This window comes from Duganella margarita (assembly GCF_009857535.1).
GTDB classification, from domain to species: Bacteria; Pseudomonadota; Gammaproteobacteria; order Burkholderiales; family Burkholderiaceae_D; genus Rugamonas; species Rugamonas margarita.
In genome coordinates this window covers 1-21,315 of sequence record NZ_WWCS01000035.1, presented here as the reverse complement: position 1 = coordinate 21,315, position 21,315 = coordinate 1, and the positions used below count along the sequence as shown (strand labels likewise).

21 protein-coding genes and 1 pseudogene are annotated in these 21,315 nt (G+C 63.9%); 12 read left to right on the top strand and 10 right to left on the bottom strand.

Features of this window, described 5'->3' with window-relative positions; all coding sequences use genetic code 11:
* Positions 1–5: 5 nt before the first annotated feature.
* Positions 6–455, bottom strand: a complete 450-nt coding sequence (locus GTP55_RS27975; protein ID WP_161048050.1) for a VOC family protein — start codon at positions 453–455, stop codon at positions 6–8.
* A 146-nt stretch (positions 456–601) separates the two neighbouring features.
* Between GTP55_RS27975 and GTP55_RS27970 the strand changes: the two genes are divergently transcribed.
* From GTP55_RS27970 to GTP55_RS27950, 5 genes are read left to right on the top strand one after another with little or no spacing between them, the layout of a single operon-like run.
* Entirely contained in the window at positions 602–1,807 is a 1,206-nt protein-coding gene (locus tag GTP55_RS27970) for an ABC transporter substrate-binding protein (RefSeq protein ID WP_161048049.1), read from the top strand.
* A 27-nt stretch (positions 1,808–1,834) separates the two neighbouring features.
* A complete protein-coding gene (locus GTP55_RS27965) occupies positions 1,835–2,719 on the top strand; it encodes a branched-chain amino acid ABC transporter permease (protein ID WP_161048048.1) in 885 nt (294 codons plus the stop codon).
* Positions 2,720–2,731: 12 nt separating this feature from the next.
* On the top strand, positions 2,732–3,715 hold the full coding sequence (locus GTP55_RS27960; RefSeq protein WP_161048047.1) for a branched-chain amino acid ABC transporter permease: 984 nt from the start codon (positions 2,732–2,734) through the stop codon (positions 3,713–3,715).
* Positions 3,705–4,448: an ABC transporter ATP-binding protein gene (locus GTP55_RS27955; RefSeq protein ID WP_161048046.1), complete on the top strand. Its 744-nt coding sequence runs from the start codon at positions 3,705–3,707 to the stop codon at positions 4,446–4,448. Before GTP55_RS27960 ends, GTP55_RS27955 begins: the two co-directional genes overlap by 11 nt.
* Before the next feature lie 10 nt (positions 4,449–4,458).
* Positions 4,459–5,163 (top strand): ABC transporter ATP-binding protein, encoded by a 705-nt coding sequence (locus GTP55_RS27950; RefSeq protein ID WP_161048045.1) that lies wholly within the window; start codon positions 4,459–4,461, stop codon positions 5,161–5,163.
* Here GTP55_RS27950 and GTP55_RS27945 read toward each other — a convergent pair.
* The 3 genes from GTP55_RS27945 to GTP55_RS27935 are packed head-to-tail and all read right to left on the bottom strand — an operon-like array spanning position 5,148 to position 6,550.
* A complete protein-coding gene (locus GTP55_RS27945) occupies positions 5,148–5,762 on the bottom strand; it encodes a metallopeptidase domain-containing protein (RefSeq protein ID WP_161048044.1) in 615 nt (204 codons plus the stop codon). The genes GTP55_RS27950 and GTP55_RS27945 overlap by 16 nt on opposite strands.
* A gap of 33 nt (positions 5,763–5,795) precedes the next feature.
* Positions 5,796–5,960, bottom strand: coding sequence for a hypothetical protein (locus GTP55_RS27940; protein WP_161048043.1), 165 nt, complete (start codon positions 5,958–5,960; stop codon positions 5,796–5,798).
* A gap of 29 nt (positions 5,961–5,989) precedes the next feature.
* Complete coding sequence (locus tag GTP55_RS27935; RefSeq protein WP_110848651.1) at positions 5,990–6,550, bottom strand: thymidine kinase; 561 nt, start codon at positions 6,548–6,550, stop codon at positions 5,990–5,992.
* 67 nt (positions 6,551–6,617) lie between these two features.
* Between GTP55_RS27935 and GTP55_RS27930 the strand changes: the two genes are divergently transcribed.
* The 3 genes from GTP55_RS27930 to GTP55_RS27920 are packed head-to-tail and all read left to right on the top strand — an operon-like array spanning position 6,618 to position 9,573.
* Complete coding sequence (locus tag GTP55_RS27930) at positions 6,618–7,985, top strand: pyridoxal-phosphate dependent enzyme (RefSeq protein WP_161048042.1); 1,368 nt, start codon at positions 6,618–6,620, stop codon at positions 7,983–7,985.
* Positions 7,982–9,166, top strand: a complete 1,185-nt coding sequence (locus tag GTP55_RS27925) for a trans-sulfuration enzyme family protein (RefSeq protein WP_161048041.1) — start codon at positions 7,982–7,984, stop codon at positions 9,164–9,166. Before GTP55_RS27930 ends, GTP55_RS27925 begins: the two co-directional genes overlap by 4 nt.
* 17 nt (positions 9,167–9,183) lie before the next feature.
* Positions 9,184–9,573, top strand: a complete 390-nt coding sequence (locus GTP55_RS27920) for an HNH endonuclease family protein (RefSeq protein WP_161048040.1) — start codon at positions 9,184–9,186, stop codon at positions 9,571–9,573.
* Here GTP55_RS27920 and GTP55_RS27915 read toward each other — a convergent pair whose 3' ends face one another.
* The 3 genes from GTP55_RS27915 to GTP55_RS27905 form a co-directional block, all read right to left on the bottom strand.
* A complete protein-coding gene (locus GTP55_RS27915) occupies positions 9,574–11,805 on the bottom strand; it encodes an acylase (RefSeq protein ID WP_161048039.1) in 2,232 nt (743 codons plus the stop codon).
* Entirely contained in the window at positions 11,805–12,641 is an 837-nt protein-coding gene (locus GTP55_RS27910; protein ID WP_161048038.1) for a hypothetical protein, read from the bottom strand. Before GTP55_RS27910 ends, GTP55_RS27915 begins: the two co-directional genes overlap by 1 nt.
* A gap of 395 nt (positions 12,642–13,036) precedes the next feature.
* On the bottom strand, positions 13,037–13,231 hold the full coding sequence (locus GTP55_RS27905) for a hypothetical protein (protein ID WP_161048037.1): 195 nt from the start codon (positions 13,229–13,231) through the stop codon (positions 13,037–13,039).
* Positions 13,232–13,337: 106 nt separating this feature from the next.
* On the opposite strand from GTP55_RS27905, the gene GTP55_RS27900 reads away from it, so the two are divergent.
* Positions 13,338–13,607, top strand: a complete 270-nt coding sequence (locus tag GTP55_RS27900) for a hypothetical protein (protein WP_110848119.1) — start codon at positions 13,338–13,340, stop codon at positions 13,605–13,607.
* Between the two features lie 35 nt (positions 13,608–13,642).
* On the opposite strand, the pseudogene GTP55_RS30390 reads toward GTP55_RS27900, so the two are convergent.
* The 3 genes and pseudogenes from GTP55_RS30390 to GTP55_RS27885 all read right to left on the bottom strand — a co-directional run.
* Positions 13,643–13,741, bottom strand: a pseudogene (locus tag GTP55_RS30390) (PEP-CTERM sorting domain-containing protein); the annotation flags it as partial.
* Between the two features lie 841 nt (positions 13,742–14,582).
* A complete protein-coding gene (locus tag GTP55_RS27890) occupies positions 14,583–14,777 on the bottom strand; it encodes a hypothetical protein (protein ID WP_161048036.1) in 195 nt (64 codons plus the stop codon).
* A 2-nt stretch (positions 14,778–14,779) separates the two neighbouring features.
* Entirely contained in the window at positions 14,780–15,091 is a 312-nt protein-coding gene (locus GTP55_RS27885) for a hypothetical protein (protein ID WP_161048035.1), read from the bottom strand.
* A gap of 114 nt (positions 15,092–15,205) precedes the next feature.
* Here GTP55_RS27885 and GTP55_RS27880 point away from each other — a divergent pair, with 114 nt between their 5' ends.
* From GTP55_RS27880 to GTP55_RS27870, 3 genes are read left to right on the top strand one after another with little or no spacing between them, the layout of a single operon-like run.
* Positions 15,206–16,963, top strand: coding sequence for a glycoside hydrolase family 2 protein (locus tag GTP55_RS27880; RefSeq protein WP_202423896.1), 1,758 nt, complete (start codon positions 15,206–15,208; stop codon positions 16,961–16,963).
* A 9-nt stretch (positions 16,964–16,972) separates the two neighbouring features.
* Complete coding sequence (locus tag GTP55_RS27875; RefSeq protein ID WP_161048033.1) at positions 16,973–20,791, top strand: NAD(P)-binding protein; 3,819 nt, start codon at positions 16,973–16,975, stop codon at positions 20,789–20,791.
* The gene (locus GTP55_RS27870; RefSeq protein ID WP_229258199.1) at positions 20,788–21,180 is read left to right on the top strand and encodes a GDP-mannose 4,6-dehydratase; all 393 of its coding nucleotides are present in this window, start codon (positions 20,788–20,790) and stop codon (positions 21,178–21,180) included. The genes GTP55_RS27875 and GTP55_RS27870 overlap by 4 nt, the downstream gene beginning before the upstream one ends.
* The last annotated feature ends 135 nt before the right edge of the window (positions 21,181–21,315 follow it).

Genomic DNA, 21,315 nt, shown 5'->3' with positions numbered 1-21,315 from the left:
TGTGGTTACGCCAGGCCGAGGGCGCGCGCCTCGTCGTGCGGGTAATTCATCTCGATGGTCACGCCGCTGGGGTCGGTGATGAACACCTGGTACAACCCCAGCGACGGCACCGTGCGCTCGGTGTAATCCATGGCGCGCGCATGCAGCCTGGCGCGCATCGCCGCCAGGTCGGTGGCCAGGAAGGCCACGTGGTCGACCGCGCCGGTGCCGAACAGGCTGGCCTCGTCCTTGTCGCCCAGATAGTCCTTCAGGCCCTGCGGATCGTTGGCGTCGATGCCGATGATATGCACCACGCCGAAATCGGCTTCATCGTTGCTGTCGTACAACCAGATGCCGGGAAACTTGAACGGCGGGCGGAAACCTTCGCGCAGTCCCAGCATCTCGGTGTAGAACCGCCGCGACGCCTCCAGGTCGCCGGTGCGGATCGAGTAATGCCCCAGTTTTCTGATACCCATGTGCTCCTCCATTGTTGGTGATGTTTGACTCAATATAAGTTATCGATCGATAACTAGCAAGAAGAAAAATTGAAGATTTTCTTGACATGGCGGTCTGTACATTCGATTATTTATCAACCGCTCACTAAAAAACACAGGAGACATCCATGCACCCACTACGCCCGCTCGCTGGCGCGACCTGCTTCGCCCTGGCCGCCACCCTCTCGGCCGCTGTCCACGCGCAAACCGTGCCGATCCGCATCGGCCTGCCGGTGCCGTTGACCGGCCCCTACGGCGCCGAAGCCAAGGACCAGGTCCGCAACGCCGAACTGGCCATCAAGGAATTCAACGACGCCGGCGGCCTCAACGGCCGCAAGGCCGAACTGCTGGTGCGCGACGACAAGCTCAACCCGGCCGAGGCCGCCACCCGCGCGCTGGAGCTGATCGAGAAAGACCGCGTCAACTTCATCGTCGGCAGCCTGTCGGCCGCCACCCAGCTGGCGGTCAACAACGTCACCCGTCAGCGCAAGGTGCTGTACATTTCGATCAGCCAGTCGGACGCCATCAACGAGGCGGCCGACTTCTCGCGCTACACCTTCCACGAGTCGCTCAATCCGCACATGACCACCCAGGCGGTGGGCAAGTATGCCTTCACCAAGGGCGCGCGCATCGCGTTCCTGACCGCCGACTACGCCTACGGCCAGGAAATGACGCGCGGCTTCACCCGCGTCGCCAGCGAAGTCGGCGCCACCGTGGTGGGCGAAATCAAGCACCCGCTGGGCGCCACCGATTTCTCGACCTTCCTGCCGCGCCTGATGGCGATGAAGCCGGACATCCTGGTGTTCAACAACTTCGGCCGCGACAACCAGATTTCCATCAAACAGGCCGGCGACTTCGGCTTGAAGAAGTCGATCCGCTTCGTCACGCCGATCCTGACCTATACCTCGCGCATCGCCGCCGGCCCCAATGTGTACAAGGACGTCATCGGCGGCAGTTCGTATTACTGGCAGATCCAGGACAGCATCCCGGCGGCCAGGGCGCTCAACGAGCGCTACAAGGCGGCCAACAACGGCGCGCTGCCGTCCGACTACGGTTCGATGGCGTATTCGGCCGTCAAGTCCCTGCTGATGGCGGTCAGGGAAGCCAACACCAGCGACACCGAGAAGGTGGTCGACCAGCTGGCCAAGCTGCAATACGACACCTACAAGGGCCCGCAGTTCTATCGCGGTTGCGACCACCAATCGGTGCAGTCGGTCTTGGTGATTGCAGCCAAGCCAGCGCCCAAGGACAGCAGCGACCTGTTCACCGTGCTGCGCGTGGCGCCGGCCTCGACCGCCGCGCTGCGCAGCTGCGCCGAACTCGGCCACAAGTAATCCCCTCACCTATCCGCAGGAGGCATCATGGAAGGCATCACGCTGGAGCTGGTGGGATTACAGCTGTTTACCGGACTGGCGCTGGGCGCGGTCTACGTGTTACTGGCGGTGGGACTGTCGCTGATTTTCGGCATGCTCACCATCGTCAACTTTGCGCATGGCGCATTCTTCATGGTCGGCGCCTACGCCGGCTACGCGCTGTACCAGGTAACGCCGAATTTCTGGCTGTGCCTGGTGCTGGTGCCGCTGCTGGTCGGCGCGCTCGGCATGGCGGTCGAGCGCGTGCTGGTGCGGCCACTGTACGGACGCGGCATCGACTATCCGCTGCTGCTGACCTTCGGACTGGCCTATGTGATGGTGGAACTGGTGCGCATCGCCTTCGGCAAGCAGGGCCTGCCGGTCGATACGCCGGAACTGCTGCAGGGCTCGGCCGACATCCTGATCGGGCAGTTCCCGCTGTATCGCCTGTTCGTCATCGGCGTCACGGCGCTGGTGCTGTTCGGCCTGTGGCTGTTCATCGAGAAGACCTCGTTCGGCCTGATCGTGCGGGCCGGCGCGCGCGATCCGCAGATCGTCCGCATCCTCGGCGTCGATATCGCCAAGGTGTGGCTGATCGTGTTCGGCCTGGGCACCGGCATCGCCGGCCTGGCCGGCTTTTTGTCGGCGCCGATGCAGGGCATCAGCCCGGAAATGGGCGGCCCGGTGCTGACAGTGGCCTTTGTGGTGACCGTGGTCGGCGGCATGGGTTCGCTGGTAGGCGCCATCGTCGCCGGCGTGCTGGTCGGCGTGGTCGAGAGCCTGGCGGTGCTCTTCTTTCCCGAGGCCGCCAAGGTGTCGATGTTCGTCATCATGGCGCTGGTGCTGCTGGTGCGTCCGCAGGGCCTGTTCGGCCGTCCCGGCCTGATGAGTTAAAAGGTGAAAATCATGCATGCAAAATCCGATTTCCTGGCGCCGGCGAGCGTGGCCGCCCGTCCGCTGGACCTGCTGCGCCACCACCGCGCGCTGGCGTCCGTCATCGCGCTGATGGCGCTGCCCTGGCTGCTGCCCAACCAGTCGGTGGCGATCAACATCCTGATCTACGGCCTGTACGGCGTCGGCTTCAACCTGCTGTTCGGCTACATGGGCATGCTGTCGTTCGGCCACGCCGCCTTCTTGGGACTGGGCTCGTACACGGCCGGCATCCTGATCGCCCACGCGGGACTGGCCTGGTGGGCGGCGATTCCGCTGGCCATCCTGGCCTCCGCCATGCTGGCGCTGGCCATGGGGCTGCTGGCGATCCGCACCCGCGGCATCTATTTCGCCATGGTCACGCTGGCGCTGTCGCAGTGCGTGTACTTCCTGGTCTACCAGTTCCCGCTGTCCGGCGGCGAGAACGGCCTGCGCGGCGTCAACGTGCCGACCATCGACCTCGCCGGCCTGACGCTGGACCTGCTCAATCCGACCACCAAGTACTACGCCTTCCTGGCGCTGGTGGCGCTGACCCTGTTCGCCCTGTCGCGCGTGCTGGCCTCGCCGTTCGGCGGCGTGGTCGAGGCGATCCGCGAGAACGAGGCGCGCACCCGCGCCTGCGGCTTCAATGTCGAGCACACCAAGCTGCTGGCGTTCATCCTGTCCGGCGCCATTTGCGGCCTGGCCGGCGCGCTCAACGCCATTCACCTGTCCAGCGTCGCCATCGAAAGCCTGCACTACGAAACCTCGGGGCTGGTGGTGATGATCTGCCTGCTGGGCGGCATGGGCACCTTCTTCGGCCCGTTTGTCGGCGCCGCGCTGTTCCTGCTGATCCAGGACCTGTTCTCGCAATGGACCGAACACTGGCAGCTGTACGTCGGCGCCATCTTCATCTTCTTTGTGCTGTTCTTCCCCAAAGGCGTCTGGGGCACCCTGTTGGAGAAACTCCATGACCGCTGACCTGATCCTGCGCACCGAAAACCTGACACGCCGCTTCGCCGGCTTTACCGCGCTCAACAACGTCTCGGTCGGCTTCGAGCGCGGCAAGCTGACCGCGATCATCGGCCCCAACGGCGCCGGCAAGAGCACGTTCTTCAACCTGCTGTCCGGCACCTTTCCGCCGTCTGAGGGGCGGGTGGTGTTCGAGCAGCGCGACCTGTCGGGCCTGAAACAGCATGAATTCGCCCATGTCGGCGTCTCCAAGTCGTTTCAGATCACCAATATCTTCCCGGCGTTCAGCGTGCTGGAGAACGTGCGCATCGCCTTGCAGGCGCGCGTCGGCCGCCTGAATTTCTGGAGCCGGCGCGCGGCGCTGGGCCTGGACGACCGCGCCCGCGAACTGCTGGCCCTGGTCGGGCTGGGCGCCCATGCGCGGCGGGCGGCGCGCGAGCTGGCGCACGGCCAGCAGCGCGCGCTGGAAATCGCCATCGCGCTGGCCGCCGATCCCAAGCTGCTGTTGATGGACGAGCCGACCGCCGGCATGAGCCCCGAGGAAACCCGGGCCATGATGGACCTGATCGTGCAACTGGCCGCCGAACGTACCGTGGTGCTGGTGGAGCATAAGATGAAGATGGTGATGGGCATCAGCGACCGCATCGTGGTGCTGCACCACGGCGAACTGCTGGCCACCGGCAAGCCGGACGACATCCGCGCCAACGACGAAGTCAAGCGCGTCTACCTGGGCCAACACTGAGGAACCTACCATGCTGACCATTAAAAACCTGAACGCCTGGTACGGCACCAGCCATATCCTGCAAAACGTCAGCCTCGACGTCCAGCGCGGCGAAGTGGTGTCGCTGCTGGGCCGCAACGGCGCCGGCAAGACCACCACCATCAAGAGCGTCATGGGCCTGATCAAGAAGACCAGCGGCGAGGTGTCGTTCAAGGGCGTCAACCTGCTGGGCCTGGCGGCGCACCAGCGCTTCGGACTGGGCCTGGCCTACGTGCCGGAAGAGCGCCGCATCGTGCCCGGCATGACGGTGCTGGAAAACCTGCGGCTCGGCATCGTCGCCACCGGCAAGCTGGCGCAGGAAAAGGACATCATCGAACGCATCGCCGAGACTTTCCCGCGCCTCAAGGAGCGACTGGGGCAGACGGCGGTGACCATGTCGGGCGGCGAGCAGCAGATGCTGGCCATCGCCCGCGCCACGGCGGCCGATCCCGACATGATCCTGCTGGACGAGCCGTCCGAAGGCATCATGCCGGTGCTGGTCGACGAAATGTTTGAGCTATTCCAGCAGCTCAAGCGCCAGGGCAAGACCATCCTGCTGGTCGAGCAGAGCGTGGAGGCGGCGCTGGGCATTTCCGACCGCGCCTATGTGCTCGACCAGGGCGGCATCGTCTACACCGAACGGGCCGACGCCATGCTGGCCGATCCGGCCATCCAGGAGCGCTACTGCGCGGTGTGAGCCGGCTGCCGGCGCACTACTTCGACCACATCGCCTTGAGCATCGCTGGTCTTGACGGTGACCATCACCTCGCCGGCCCGGACTGACTGGCCGGCGGACAGCAGCGATTGCCAATGGCGCTCGTCCTTGTCATCCACCGGCTGCACGCGGATCGGACCTTCGTGCGAGGTGCGCGCAGTGTCGATGCTGTAGACCAGCACACCGCTGCGCGGCATGGCGCGGTCTTCAGCCTCGGCGCGGCGGCTTTCCACCACCACCGCCGTGTGCGGCCCGGTTGGCGTGACAGCCAGCTTGATGCCGCCCGCGCGCTCAATCGGCGTCAATTGCAAGGTGCCAGTGCCACAGGCGACCTGCTGATCGTCCAGCCACCCCAGCTGCCAGCGCTCCCAGCCGAGATAGCCGGGCGCCAGCCCTTCCGGTTCGCCCATCACGCTGAACTGGCCGACATAGGTAAGCCACAGCTGATTCGACGGCAGCGGTCCGGCCAGGTCAACCAGCGACAAGGCATGGCCGATCTCATGCACAAACCAGCCGCCGCGCAGGATGGGCAGATACCTGCTGCGGCGATACTGTGGCCGGGGCGTCGCTAAAGTCGACAAACAGCACGCGGAAGCGCACCTCCCCCAGCGTCTTCAACCGCAGCGGATTGCGTGGAAGCCGAGACCGACATCACTGCGCAGTTGCATCTCCGGCAAGCGGCAGGCCGCCAACGGATCGGCAACCGTGGCAGCGGCCGACGCCGGCAACACGCCGCATAGCGCGGCCAATACAGCCAAAGGAACCGCTTTAGCGGCCATCCTTGGCGCCGCGCGCAGGCCAGCCACGCCTAATGCGTTTCGCTGTAGAAGCAGCGGCCGCAGGCCTGGCGATAACTCTCGTTGCCGCCAATACTGATCTGCTCACCTTCCTTGATGCGCTTGCCGTTTTCGTCGACACGAATATTCATGGTCGCCTTCTTGCCGCACGAGCAGATATTCTTGATTTCCTCGATATCGTCAGCCAGCGCCAGCAGATAGGCCGAACCGGGGAACGGCTCGCCGCGGAAGTCCGAGCGCAAGCCATAGGTAATGACGGGAATGCCGCGCACCTGCGCCAGCTGGTGCAGCTGCTTGACCTGCTCCTTGCTCAAAAACTGCGCCTCATCGACCAGCAGGCATGCGATTTTTTCGTCTATCGTTAGAAGAAAATCGGTATTGGCGTCGAAGACTTCGGTATCGCGCTGGGGGCCCAGACGCGACGTCACCTTGCCCACGCCATAGCGGCTATCGATGGCGGCCGTGAACAGGCGCACTTTCTGCCCCTGCTCTTCATAGTTATGCGCCACCTGCAACATGGCGGTGGACTTGCCCGCGTTCATCGCGGAGTATCGGAAATAGAGTTTTGCCATAGGCGAATTATAAACCGCGAAAATAAAAAATAGAGCATACTTGCCCGACCTGCCCATAGGAGAACTCATGCGCCAACCTGCACTGTTCAACCTGATTGGCAAGACGCCGCTCGCCGAGGTGACCCGCCTCGATACCGGCCCTTGCCAGTTATTCCTTAAACTGGAATCGCAAAACCCCGGCGGTTCGATCAAGGACCGTATCGGTCTGGCCATGATCGAAGCGGCCGAAGCCCAGGGCCTGCTCAAGCCCGGCGGCACGATTATCGAAGCCACCGCCGGCAATACCGGCCTCGGCCTGGCACTGGTCGGACGGCTGAAAGGCTACCGCGTGCTGCTGGTCGTCCCCGACAAGATGTCCACCGAAAAAGTGCTGCACCTGAAGGCGCTCGGCGCCGACGTGCGCACCACCCGTTCCGACGTCGGCAAAGGCCATCCCGAGTATTACCAGGACTACGCCGCGCGACTGGCCGCCGAAATGCCGGGCGCCTGGTTCTCGGACCAGTTCAACAATCCCGCCAATCCGCTGGCGCACGAAACCACCACCGGTCCGGAAATCTGGGAGCAGATGGGCCACGACATCGACGCCATCGTGGTCGGCGTCGGCTCATCGGGAACGCTGACCGGCTTGACCCGCTACTTCCGCCAGGTCGCGCCGCAGGTGGAATTCATCCTGGCCGATCCGGCCGGCTCCATCCTGGCGGAATACGTGGAAACCGGCCACGTCGCCGAAACCAGCGGCTCGTGGGCGGTGGAAGGCATCGGCGAAGACTTCATTCCCGCCATTGCCGACATGACCGGCGTGACCAAGGCCTACACCATCGCCGATGTCGAAAGCTTCGCCACCGCGCGCGCGCTGCTGAAGGAAGAAGGCATACCGGGCGGCTCCTCCACCGGCACATTGCTGGCCGCCGCGCTGCGCTACTGCCGCGAACAGACCACGCCCAAGCGCGTGGTCACCTTTGTCTGCGACACCGGCACCCGCTATCTGTCGAAGGTGTACAACGACGGCTGGATGCGCGATCAGGGCCTGCTGGAACGCCAGCGCTTCAACGACCTGCGCGACCTGATCGGCCGCCGCTTCGACGCCGGAGAAGTCATCAGCGTCACGCCGGAAGACACGCTGATGATCGCCTTCAACCGTATGCGCGCCGCCGACGTGGCGCAGCTGCCGGTGCTGGAAAACGGTCAGCTGGCCGGCATCATCGACGAATCCGACGTACTGCTGACGGTCGGCGCGGAGCCGGAGCGCTTCAACAATCCGGTCGGCGCCACCATGACCAGGCGGCTGGAAATCCTCAAGCCATCGGCCGACATGCAGGCGCTGCGCGCCACGCTGGACCGCGGCTTGACGGCCGTCGTTGCCGACGGCGACACCTTCTACGGCCTGATTACCCGTTACGACCTGCTTAACCATCTGCGAAGGACGCTATCTTGAGCGACAAACCGAGCACCCACAAAGCCGCCCTGGCCACCCGCGTGATCCACGCCGGCCAATCGCCCGACCCATCGACCGGCGCCATCATGCCGCCGATTTATGCCACTTCCACCTTCGTGCAGGAAAGCCCTGGCGTGCACAAAGGCCTCGACTACGGCCGCTCGCACAATCCCACCCGCTGGGCGCTGGAGCGCTGCGTGGCCGACCTGGAAAGCGGCGCGCAAGGTTTTGCCTTCGCCTCCGGCCTGGCGGCGATATCGACGGTGCTGGAACTGGCCGATGCCGGCTCCCACATCATCGCCGGCGACGATATGTATGGCGGCACCTACCGCCTGTTCGAGCGGGTGCGCCGCCGCAGCGCCGGCCACCAGTTCACCTACGTCGACCTGACCAATCCCGAGAACCTGCTGGCCGCCATCAAGCCGGAAACCAAGATGGTGTGGGTGGAAACGCCGACCAACCCGATGCTCAAGCTGGCCGATTTGCAGGCCATCGCCAACATCTGCCGCGAGCGCGGCATCATCGCCATCGCCGACAACACCTTCGCCAGCCCGATCGTCCAGCGTCCGCTGGAACACGGCTTCGACATCGTGGTGCATTCCGCCACCAAGTACTTGAACGGCCACTCCGACATCATCGGCGGCATCGCGGTCGTGGGCGGCGAGGAACGCCAGGAGGAATGGCGCGAGCAGCTGGCCTTCCTGCAAAACTCGGTCGGCGCCATTGCCGGCCCGTTCGACAGCTTCCTGGCGCTGCGCGGCGTGAAGACGCTGGCGATCCGCATGGAACGCCACTGCGCCAGCGCACTGGAACTGGCGCGCTGGCTGGAAAAGCAGCCGGAGGTGCGCAAGGTGTTCTATCCGGGACTGGAATCGCACCCGCAGCACGAACTGGCCAAGCGCCAGATGCAGGGCTTCGGCGGCATCATCTCGATCGACCTGAATACCGACCTGCCGGGCGCGCGCCGCTTCCTGGAAAGCTGCGCAGTGTTTGCGCTGGCCGAGAGCCTGGGCGGCGTCGAAAGCCTGATCGAACATCCGGCGCTGATGACGCATGCCTCCATCCCGGCGGCGCAGCGCGCGGCGCTGGGCATCGGCGATGGTCTGATCCGGCTGTCAGTGGGAATTGAAGATTTAGAGGATTTAAGGGCCGATATTCGTCGTTCGCTCGACGCTATTTAACTGCTAAGATTCGGCGCATGACTTATCTCATCTTCATCATCATCGCCGTGCTGGCCCTGGGCTTCGCCTATTCGATCCTGGTGGCGGACGCCAAACCGGTGCTCGGCAGCGACTATTACAAGGTCTCGAAGGACGGCCGCGTGCTGCTGGCGGCCGGCCCCAAGGTCAGCGCCATCAAGCCAACCCTGTATCCGGAGGGCTTGAAGGTCAAGCTGCGCGGCGGTAAGCGCGAGGGCGAATTCTACGTACACGATCTGGTGGCGGAAGTATTCCTGCCCAATCCGAACAAGCTGCCGGCGGTGCGCCACCGGGATGGCAATGTCCGCAACAACAAGGTCGAGAACCTGCAGTGGGTCCGGCTCGAAGAAGTGGAACATCCCGAGCCGGTGGTCTACCCGCGTCCCTGACTATTCGCCGGGATGGTAGCGGCGTTCGAGGTTTTTCTCCACGTCCGCCTTGTAGAACAGCACATCCTTGAATTCGCCGCGCGCGTACATCGCCGCCTGGTCGTTGAAGTGCGGTGAAGCCGGATCGCCACTCTGCCCACCGGCCAGGATGCTGCGCGCCTTGATGCGCGGCCCAAACTCCACCGCCGCCACAAAGCTGTTGCCACGCTCGCCGTAAATCCGCCTGGTCTTCTGCTTGGACGTGGTGCCATACGCCGCCAGCGATCCCCAGTTGGCCGACGCAAAAGGCACCGGCAAACTCGGTTTGCTGTCGTCAAATGGCTGTACGATATCGCCGGTTAGACGCTGGAAGCGATTGATCTCGCCCCACGGCGTCTGCCAGTTGCCGAAATCCTTGGTCAGTTTGGCGGTGGCGCGCTCCAGCGCTTCCAACCGCTGCTGCGGCGTGATGGCGGCCTGCATGTAATCCAGTACCTGCACTTCCTTGGCCTTGGCCGCCGGCTGATACGTGGTCCACAAATCCTGCGCCCAGAACACCGCCAGCGAGGTGGCAGTCGACTCCAGCGAATAACGCATATCCCAGCCGCGCAGCGCCTTGATCTGCGGCGCCAGCGCCGCCTTGCGCGCATCGTCGGCCGGCAGTTCGTCGTAGGCGGCGAACAGCTGCGGCAGCAAAGGTTCAAACGCCGGCAGCTGCGTGTCGTAGGCTGCGGCGATCAGACTGTCGATGGTGAAGCCCTTCTTATTTTCCAGCACGCGCACGGCATGAATGCCGCGCGGGTTCTCCGGATTCATCGACATATACGCCGGATAGTCCTTGACCTTCGGGCTGTAGGCGCCTGCCGCCGTGTATGGCCAGTTGTTGGTGTTCTGGATCCAGCCGTTCTTTGGATTGAACAGCGTGATGGTCTCCTTCACCTCGTGCAGGCCTTGCCACTCGGTGGCCGGATTGCTGCCATCGACCGGATGCTTCCAGTCGAATTGCGGATCGCGGCGCGGGATGAAGTTCCCGTGGAAGTAAGCGATATTGCCGTCGGCATCCGCATACACGGTGTTGTTGGACGAATTGGTGCGCAACTCCATCGACTTATAGAAAGCCTTGTAATTGCGCGCCTTGGTGCGGCTGAAGGACTGCGTCAGCGCCTTCAACGGCTCATTCATCAGGCGCACCGCCACCCACTTGCCATCCTTGGAGCGGACGATCGGGCCGTGGTGACTGTAGTAGACGCGCACCGTCTTGCTGGCCATACCGTCCTTGGTCTTGTAAGGCAGCGCGATGTCGACCGCCTTCAGCGGCCGCTGCTCGTTGCCGTACTGGTAGAAGAACTGACCGTCTTTCTCCGTAATCGTTTCAAGGTATTCGTCAATCACGTCGCCGCCACCGGACGTATGCATCCAGCCGACACGGTCGTTAAAGCCTTGGTAGACGAAGAACTGGCCCCAGGTCACCGCGCCATACGCGTTCAGGCCCTCCTCGCTGTGCACCGCCACTTCGGGACGGAAGTAGAACGAGGTGTGCGGGTTGATCATCAACAGCGCGTGCTTGTTTTTGGTCAGCGCCGGCGCGATGGCAAAGCCGTTCGAGCCGCCCGGCTCCCTATCCAGGTCGATGCCGTCGCTGGACGACATCAGCACCGGCGGCATCAGCGGCAATTTGGCGCCATCCGCGTACAGCGCTTGCAGCTGCTTGATGTCGATGGTCTCGATATCGCCGCCGATGCTGCCTTCGCTGAAGCTGAGCGCCATCCATGGTTCAAAGTGCGTGAGCAGCGCCGGCTTCACATCCGGGTGCGTTTGCAAATAGTAGTTCAGGCCATCGGCCCAGGCGTTCATCAGCTTTTGCAACCATGCCGGCGCTTTTGCATACTGGCGCTTCAATTCATCGGGATTGATGAAGAGCTTCATGCGCAGGTCTTTATACAGTTCGGCCTCGCCCTCCACTTCCGCCAGACGCCCCATGGCGTTGATGAAGTTCAGCTCCACGCGCGGGAAGTCATCCTCCGCCTGCGCGTAGACCATGCCGAACACCGCATCGGCATCGGTCTTGCCATACACGTGCGGGATACCCCACTTGTCGCGCAGGATGGTCACGCGCTGGGCGGCGGCCTTCAGGCGCGCCGGCTCCGCTACCGAAGCGGCTTTCACAACGGCAGGCGCCGCAACCGCCTCGCCGACGGCGGCAACGCACACCGACGCGGCACAGATCAAAGCCAGCGGAGCGCGCGTCACCATCACGCGCTGGCCAGCTCGGAAATACGGCGTTGCAGGTTGGTGATCTCTTCCAGCAGGGCGGCGTTCTTTTCGCGCAGCGCCATGTTCTCGGCGCGCAGTTCGCGCACGTCGGTCGGCATATCGCTGTAATCGACTTCCGGCGCGGCCTTGCCCTCTTTCGGCTCCTTTGCCGGACGCGAGGCGGCGCGCAGCTCGCGCACTTCCTTGGCGGCCTTCTGCAATTCCTTCTTGCCGCCGGCAACTGCCGCCAGCTGCACTTCTTCCGGCAGCGACGCCACCGTGGCCGCCGCATTGATCGAAATGGTGCCGGCGCGGACCGCTTCCACCAGCTCCGGCGTGGCCGTCTTCTGGATCCTTTCGATCTGGCCGATGGTGGCGCTGCTCAGGCGCGCGGCGCGGGCGATGTCCTCGCGCGACGCCAGCGGCATGGCCGCCGGCTTCTTCGGCGCGTCGCCCTCTTCCGGCGCGATGCGCGCATCTTCGGCGGCAGCTTCGGCGGCCAGCTCCAACGCACGCGCTGTCATGATTTCCTTCTTGCGCAGCGCCAGCACGCCGCGCTGGTAATCGGAGATGCTGCGGCGGCCCAAGTTGTTATCGATCATCCACAGCTTGACGTCCTCCATGCTGCGGAAGCTGGTGTTTTCCGTCACCTTGAACGGAATGCCGTGCTGCTGGCAGATCTGGTAGCGGTTGTGGCCGTCTACCAGCACGTCTTCCCACAGCACCAGCGCATCGCGGCAGCCTTCCGTCAGAATGCTGCGCTCCAGCGCCTGATATTCACTCTCGGTCAGCGGCTCGATGTAAGCGCGCAGCACGTCATTAATTTTGATTTGCATATCTATCCTTGAAATACCGGCGCCGGGGGCGTGTAAATGCCAGCCCGCACGCCGAACAGCATGCTACACCATCCGGCGGTCCGCCAAAAGCATCAACTTGCAGGATGGCGATCACTGCAACATTGGTAACTAAGGCAATTTTAAGAAACCACCATTACTATCTCAACCAGTCAAACGTGCTTTCTCCGCAAATTGACTAAAGCCCCGACAGGTCCCCCGCCTGCTCGGGGCTTTTCTTTTGTTTTCACAACATTAATTTTCAATATGGAAATTAAAGAAAACCACTGAAACCCATGCGATCATGCTAGCCGGAATGGCCTCACGGACGCGGTCGCCCCCGCCGGCGCCGTCGCGCCTAAAAACAAAAAAACGCGCTACGGCGCGTTTTTTTGTGCTTAGCGGCCTTGCTCCTTGGCCGCCGTCTTGATCTCCGCGCAGGACATCGGCTTGCCATTCTTTGCGGCCTGCGCCTCCAGCTGCTGGCAGCCCTGATAGTTATGCCAGAACACCAGCACATACCCGGCCACGCCCAGCACCACGGCGATCATTGCCGCCGCCAATCCTACCTTCACCACTTTTTCAGACGCCATTTCCGATCCTTCTAGCCTGCCAGACAAAGGAGTAATGGTAGCACCCCGCCATTTGCGCGTCGCAAAAAAATAGTTCGGAATAGAATCGGACACAAGGAGGAACACTATGTACGAACACTTGACCGGCAAATATATTCCACTCGCAACCGAGCGCACCAAAGATGCAGTAAAAGATCTGCAACCTGGAGAGCGGCGCAAAATCGACGTCATCAACCCCAAAGACCCGACCGACCGCATCATCACCGATGCGTGGGTGGTGGTGGATGACGAAGGCGCCCACTTCAGCTTCCAGGACGGCGCGCTGGGTGGCGACGCCTATCTGGGACCAGCGGATCAGGTACGGATCGCGATTGAAGAAGCGCCGCTGGCGGATTGACGCGGCGCCAGGACTGACCAGCGCCGCAGCGGCGGCTAACGTTTAAGCTTGCGGCGACGAAGCGTGGCACCACCCAGCAGGCCGATGCCAGCGAGCAGCATCGCATACGTTTCTGGCTCAGGAACCTGGGAAACCACCCCCACCTGGGTGATCGTCAACGGCCGGTAGCCGCTGGACCAGAAGCCGGGCGCGACCAAGCTTGAGTAGGTCAACGTAGCAGTTTCGTCGTCATGAAAAACCGAAAAGGCAAAGTCATTCGTGCCGGTATCAAGGTGGTTTTCATCGCTGAGGCCGCCGACGTTCGTGTAATTGGCGTGGTTTGCAAACGCTACATCGCTCATCGAGTAACTGACGTCACCAATTGTCAGACTGAAGGCTTTGAGTGTGTCCCAATCGGAACTGGGCGAAGCAGCGGAAAAAATAACGCTACCGAAAGCGGTCTTAAACGGTGCCTGGCCAATCCCCGACTGGGTAGCACCAAAGCCCGATATCGAAAAATTCACCTTGTAATCGTTGGCATGCGCCATCGACCCAGACATGGACAACAAAACCGAACATACAACAGCAGCAAACTTCTTAAACATGGCAGTCTCCAGAAAAACTTATAATCCGATAATAATATTATCACAATAAAAATACGTGGAACAGCAAGTAAATTAGTTACTGCAAGCCTGCAGTGATGCCCAGAGCCGGGATCGCACCGGCACGCGTTGCGGCTGGAAATTCAAGTCTGCCGCTGTGCGCTTTAAAATCAAATACTTAGTCGGGCCTGAACAGATCCTAGCCATCTGAGTCTGCTGGCGAAAGACCGAAAAACAGTAGCTGGGATTTGCAGGCTTTGGCTAAAATGGTGGCAAATCCTTGCAAATTTCAGAGGCCTGAATGGGACCGAATCCAGCCGGATCATAAAGCCCCGACAGGTTCCCCCTCCTGCTCGGGGCTTTTCTTTATGGCGTCGCCGCAAGGACTGCCCCCTCATCGGCCTTGCGCCTTGGCGGCCGCCTTGATTTCCGTGCAGGACATCGGCTTGCCATTCTTGGCGGCTGCGGCCTCGAGTTGCTGGCACCCCTGGTAGTTATGCCAGAACACCAGGATATAGCCGGCCACGCCGAGCACCACGGCGAGCATCGCCACCGCCAGTCCCATCTTCACCAATTTTTCAGACGCCATTTCTAATCCGCCGGGCAAAGCGGCGATGTTAGCATGATGGTAAATATATTCCACTCGCCACCGAGCGCACCAAGGACGCGGTAAAAGACCTGCAACCGGGCGAACGGCGCAAGATCGATGTTATCAATCCCAACGAACCGACCGACCGCCTGATTACCGACGCCTGGGTCGTCGTGGATGACGAAGGCGCACACTTCACTTTCCAGGACGGCGCGCTGGGCGGCGACGCCTATCTCGGCCCGGCGGACCGCCATCGCAGAAGCGCCGCTGGCGGAATAAACGGGGGTGCCACGCGCTGTTGCAATTTGCAGCAATTCATCTCTTCTGTGAAACGCCTCACATTCCATCTGAGCTACCGGGTCTAACCTCAAAAGTGTTAAATGCTAACGCGCACTGGTGCCGTTGGAAACCACTTCAGAGGCGACAAATTGAGCCAATTTGAGTATCCGAGGCCCCAGCTGGCCAGGGAAACGTGGGTATCACTGAACGGCGAGTGGGATTTCACATTTGATGACGAGGGGCAATACTGCGGTCCCGATGACGAGATCGAGTGGGACCACCGTATCATTGTGCCGTTCGCCCCGGAGTCTGCTGCCAGCGGCCTCGGCGACGGCGATTTCCACCCGTGCGTGTGGTACCGGCTGCGCTTTGCCGCGCCGCCGCCGGCCGAGCGTATCCTGCTGCACTTCGGCGCGGTCGACTACGCCGCGCGGGTCTGGCTCAATGGCCTGCTGGTGGCGCAGCATGAAGGCGGCCACACGCCGTTTACCGCCGACATCACCGACGCCCTGATCCCCGATGCCGACCAGGTGCTGGTGGTACGGGCCGAGGATGACCCGGCCGACCTCGCCAAGCCGCGCGGCAAGCAGGACTGGCTGCGCGAACCGCATTCGATCTGGTACCCGCGCACCACCGGCATCTGGCAGACCGTGTGGCTCGAGCCCGTCGGCGCCACCTACATCAAGCAGTTGCGCTGGACCCCGATCTTCGACGGCTTCGAGATCGGCTGCGAAGTGCTGGCCGCCGGCGCACTCAAGACCGGGCTGTCGGTCGAGGTGCGCCTGACCATCGGCGAGCGCGTGCTGGCCGACGACGTCTATATGCTGGTCGGACAGGAAGCCAACCGCAAGATCGCGCTGTCCGACCCCGGCATCGACGACTCGCGCAACGAACTGCTGTGGAGCCCGGAGCGGCCGACGCTGATCGACGCCGAACTGACCCTGCGCGACGGTGACCGCGTGCTCGACAGGATCACCTCCTACACGGCGCTGCGCTCGGTGTCGATCAACCGCGACCGCTTCATGCTCAACGGCCGGCCCTACCAGCTGCGGCTGGTGCTGGACCAGGGCTACTGGACCGAGTCGCTGATGACCGCGCCGTCCGACGCCGCGTTGCGCCGCGACGTCGAGCTGGCCAAGGCGATGGGCTTTAACGGCGTGCGCAAGCACCAGAAAATCGAAGACCCGCGCTACCTGTACTGGGCCGACCGGCTGGGCCTGCTGGTGTGGGAGGAAATGCCGTCGGCCTACGCCTTCAGCCCGCGCGCGGTAACGCGCCTGGTGCGCGAGTGGACCGAGGCGATCGAACGCGACTACAGCCACCCGTGCGTCATCGTCTGGGTGCCGTTCAACGAATCGTGGGGCGTGCCCAACCTGACAGCGATGCAGGCCCACCGCAACGCGGTCGAGGCGCTGTACCACATGACCCGGGTGCTGGACGCCACCCGCCCGGTGATCGGCAACGACGGCTGGGAAGCGTCGGCCACCGATATCCTCGGCATCCACGACTACGACGGCGACCCGGTACGGCTGCGCGCGCGCTACGAAACGCACGAATCGCAGACGCTGTTCGACCGCCGCCGCCCGGGCGGGCGCATCCTGACGCTGGACGGCTTCCCGCACCGCGGCCAGCCGGTGGTGCTGACCGAATTTGGCGGCGTCGCCTACGACCCCAGTGCGCCGGCCCACCACACCTGGGGCTATTCGCGCGCCAACACCGCCGAGGCGTTCCACGCCTCGTACCGCGAGCTGCTGCGCGTGGCCAACGAGACCGCCATGTTCAGCGGCTTTTGCTACACGCAGTTTGCCGACACCTTCCAGGAAACCAACGGCCTGCTGAACGCCGACCGTTCCCCCAAGATTCCGCTGGAACAGATCAGCGCCGCCACCCGCAACGTCGGCCGTTAAGGGGAGGCCATGCCAAGCCACCGCTCCGCTCCGCCCTTTTCGACATTCTGGCAGGCCGGCTACGAAGGGGCCGACCATGTCAACCATGCCGGCCGCGCGCTCGACATGAATCTGGCGACCGGCCACCTGGCGCGCGCGCGCGACGATTACGCCCTGCTGGCGCAGTTCGGCATCCGCACCGTGCGCGAGTCGATCGGCTGGCGCCTGACCGAACGCGACGGCGCGTTCGACTTCTCGGTGCTCGACACGCGCCTGCGGGCGGCGCAGGAATTCGGCCTGCAGATCTGCTGGACCTTCTGCCACTACGGCTGGCCGGACGACGTCGACATCTACAGTCCCGAATTCGTCACCCGCTTTGCCCGCTTCTGCCGCGCCGCGGCCGAGTACCTGGCGCCGTTCGCCGGCGACACGCCGGTGTATTCGCCGATCAACGAGATCTCCTTCACCAGCTGGGGCTTATCGGTGCATATGTTCCGTTGCAAAAACATGTACGACGAACGCGCGGCGGTCGAGGGCAAACGCCAGCTGGTGCGCGCCAGCATCGCCGGCTGCGACGCCATCTGGTCCGTCACGCCGGACGCGCGCATGCTGCAGTGCGATCCGCTGATCCACGTGATCGCGCCGCCCGGCCAGCCGCAATGGGCCGAGCAGGCGCACGTCTGGCGCCAGTCCCAGTTTGAGGCCTGGGACATGCTGTGCGGACGGCGCGAATCCGAACTGGGCGGCGCGCCGCGCTACCTCGACCTGATCGGCGGCAACTATTACCACACCAACCAGTGGGAAAGCGGCACCAACCTGCGGCTGTGGTGGCACCTGGCGGACCCGCGCCGCCAGCCGCTGCACGAGGTGCTGGTGGAACTACAGCAGCGCTACGGGCGGCCGCTGCTGCTGGCCGAAACCAGCCATGTCGGCAGCGGCCGCGGCGTCTGGATCCGCGAGATGGCGGTCGAGGCGGCGCGCGCCATGGAGCGTGGCGTCGACCTGCGCGGCATTTGCCTGTACCCCGCCATCGACCGTCCCGACTGGGAAGATGAGCAGCACTGGCACCACAGCGGCCTGTGGGACCTGGACCGTAACGGTGCCGATCCGCTGGCCCGTCAACTCGTGCAACCGTATGCGCAGGCCTTGCGGCAGGCGCAGCGGCTGACCGATCAACTCTGTTTAACCAACGGCCCGCAAGGGCATATCGAGGAGAGTCTCATGCAAACCATTATCGTGTTCTGTCACTTGCGTTGGGACTTCGTCTATCAGCGTCCGCAGCAACTGCTGACCCGACTGGCCGAGCAATACAAAGTGCTGTTCATCGAAGAACCCCTGTTCGACGCCGGTCCGGCCCACCTGCACACCTATAGCCCGGCGCCCAACCTGACCGTGATCCAGCCGCATACCCCGGTGCAGGCGCCCGGCTTCCACGACGACCAGATTCCCGTGCTGCAGGCGCTGCTGGCCAACCTGCTGCCCGAAGGCGAGGACCCGATCGTCTGGTTCTACACGCCGATGGCGCTGCCGCTGCTGACCCAGCAGCACCCGTCGCTGGTGGTGTACGACTGCATGGACGAACTGTCGGCGTTCAAAAACCCGCCCAAGCAGCTGCTCCAGCGTGAAACCGCCCTGCTCGGTACCGCCGACCTGGTGTTCACCGGCGGTCCCAGCCTGTATGCGGCCAAGCGCAGCCGGCACGCCAACGCCCACTGCTTCCCCAGCAGCGTCGATGCGGTGCACTTCGAGCAGGCGCTCGACCGCAGCAACGGCCATCCGCTGCACCAGGACATCGCCCGTCCGCGCCTCGGCTTCTACGGCGTCATCGACGAGCGCTTCGATACCGGCCTGATCGCCGAAATGGCCGACGCTCACCCCGAGTGGCAGATCGTGCTGGTCGGCCCGGTGGTCAAGATCGACGCCGCCGACCTGCCGCAACGCCAGAACATCCACTATCTCGGCCAGCAGCCCTACCAGGTGCTGCCGCAGTTCCTGGCCGGCTGGGATGTCTGCCTGCTGCCGTTCGCGCTGAATGAATCGACCCGCTTCATCAGCCCGACCAAGGTGCTGGAATACATGGCGGCGTCGCTGCCGATCGTCAGCACCGCGATCACCGATGTGGAAGTGCCGTATGGCGACATCGTCGCCATCGGCCACGACCATGCGGAATTTATCCGCCATTGCGAGGCGGCGCTGGCGCAGACGCCGGAGCAGACCGCCGCCATGGCCACGCGCATGCGCGCGATCATCGCCGCCACCTCGTGGGATGCCACGGCCGAGCACATGCGCGCGCTGATCGCCCGTACCCCCAGCGACCCGGCCCGGCGCGGCGCCGGCAGCAGCCCGGCCGAAGGCGCCGCCACGCCCGAGGTCAGCTATGCCGAACCCGGCAAAATCAATCCGCTGCGCGGCGCCGCCGCCCCCCGGCCGGTCGGCTGCCTGATCATCGGCGGCGGCCCGACCGGCCTGTCGGCCGCCTACCACAGCGATGCCGACACCGTGCTGCTGGAACGCAACGCCAGCGTCGGCGGCTGGTGCCGCTCGATCCAGGACCGCGGCTTCACCTTCGACTACGCCGGCCATATCATGTTCTCCAACGACCCGTATGTGCTCAAACTGTACGACATCTTGCTGGGCGACAACCAGCACTGGCAGATGCGCGAGGCCTGGGTCTACAGCAAGCAGGTCTACACCCGCTACCCGTTCCAGGGCGCGCTGTACGGCCTGCCGCCAGCGGTGATCAAGGAATGCATCGTCGGCGCCATCGAATCGCGCTACGGCCTGACCGACAGCGCGCCGCAGTGCGACAGCCAGGCCGTCGAGGACTGCTGCGCCGACGGCACCGCCGATGTCGCCAACAGCAGCGCCGGCGCCGCCAGCACCCGCACCGAGAACTTCGAGGACTTCATCTACCGCGTGTGGGGCGCCGGCATCGCCAAGCATTTCGCCATTCCGTACAACAAGAAGATCTGGACCGTGCCGCTCAAGGACATGGAAACCTCGTGGCTGGGCGGCCGTGTGCCGCTGCCGGACCTCGGCCAGATCATCGAAGGCGCGCTGGAGCCGGTGGCCAAGCCGATGGGCCCGAACGCCCGCTTCGGCTACCCGCGCCGGGGCGGCTTCCAGGCGCTGATGAACGGCTTCCTGCCGCACATCAAGGGCAAGGTCGAACTCAACGCCAACGTGGTGCAAGTGCTGCCAATGGAACACACGGTGGTGTTGGCCGACGGCCGCCGCATGCCGTACCAGCAGCTGATCAGCACCATGCCGCTGCCGGAGCTGGTGCGCCTGGCCGGCACCGACGTGCCGCCGGCGGTGCGCGAGGCCGCACAGGGCCTGCGTCATGTGTCGATCCGCAACGTCAACATCGGCGTCAACCGCGCCAACATCACCGACAAGCACTGGATTTATTACCCTGAGGACAGCATCTTCCACCGTATCTTCGTCCAGGGCAACGCCAGCCCCGAGTGCAACGCGCCCGGCGGCTTCGGCTTCACCTGCGAGATTTCCTACTCGCCGTGGAAGCCGCTGCCGGTCGATGGCGACGAGCTGATTGCCCGCTGCATCGCCGACTGCATCAAGGTCGGCTTCCTGCGCGCCGACGACGAGATCGTCACGGCCAACCTGACCGACATGCCGTATGCCTACGTGGTGTACGACCATGCGCGCGCCGCCAATGTCGCCACCGTGCGCGCGTGGATGGAGCAGCACGACATCGTGCTGGCCGGCCGCTACAGCGAATGGGAGTACTACAATTCCGACCACGCCTTCCTGGCCGGCAAGAAGGCCGCGGAAAAAGTGACCCAGGCCCGCGCCAGCGCAGCCGCCAGCCTGGCTGTCAAATCATGAGCGCCGCGGACCAGACCCCGCGCCATGTGCTGGTGGTCGGCGGCGCCGGCGATTACGATACGCCGGACGGCACCTGCATCCGCGACTATATCCACGTCAACGACCTGGCCGATGCCCATCTATTGGCGCTGGAGGCGATGCTGTCCGGGGCCGGCAGCATGCGTTTTAATCTGGGCAACGGCGCCGGCTATTCCATCAACCAGGTGATCGAGACCGCGCGCCGCGTCACCGGCCGCGACATCGTGGTGCACGACGGCCCACGGCGCGCGGGGGACCCGGCCCGATTGGTGGCCGATGCCAGCGCCGCCCGCCAGACGCTGGGCTGGCAACCGCAGTTCGCCGACCTGGGCGAGATCATCGCCCATGCCTGGGCGTGGGAACAGCGCTAATTCCGCAGCGGCCGGCCGCAAGCGTCCGAGGCCCAACGCGGCGCCGCCACATCCGCTCTGACGGGCGCAAGGGAGCGGCGCCAGCTCGACCGGCGCGCGGCGGCCGGCCCGTAACGCGCCGGCCGCCTCCGCCCG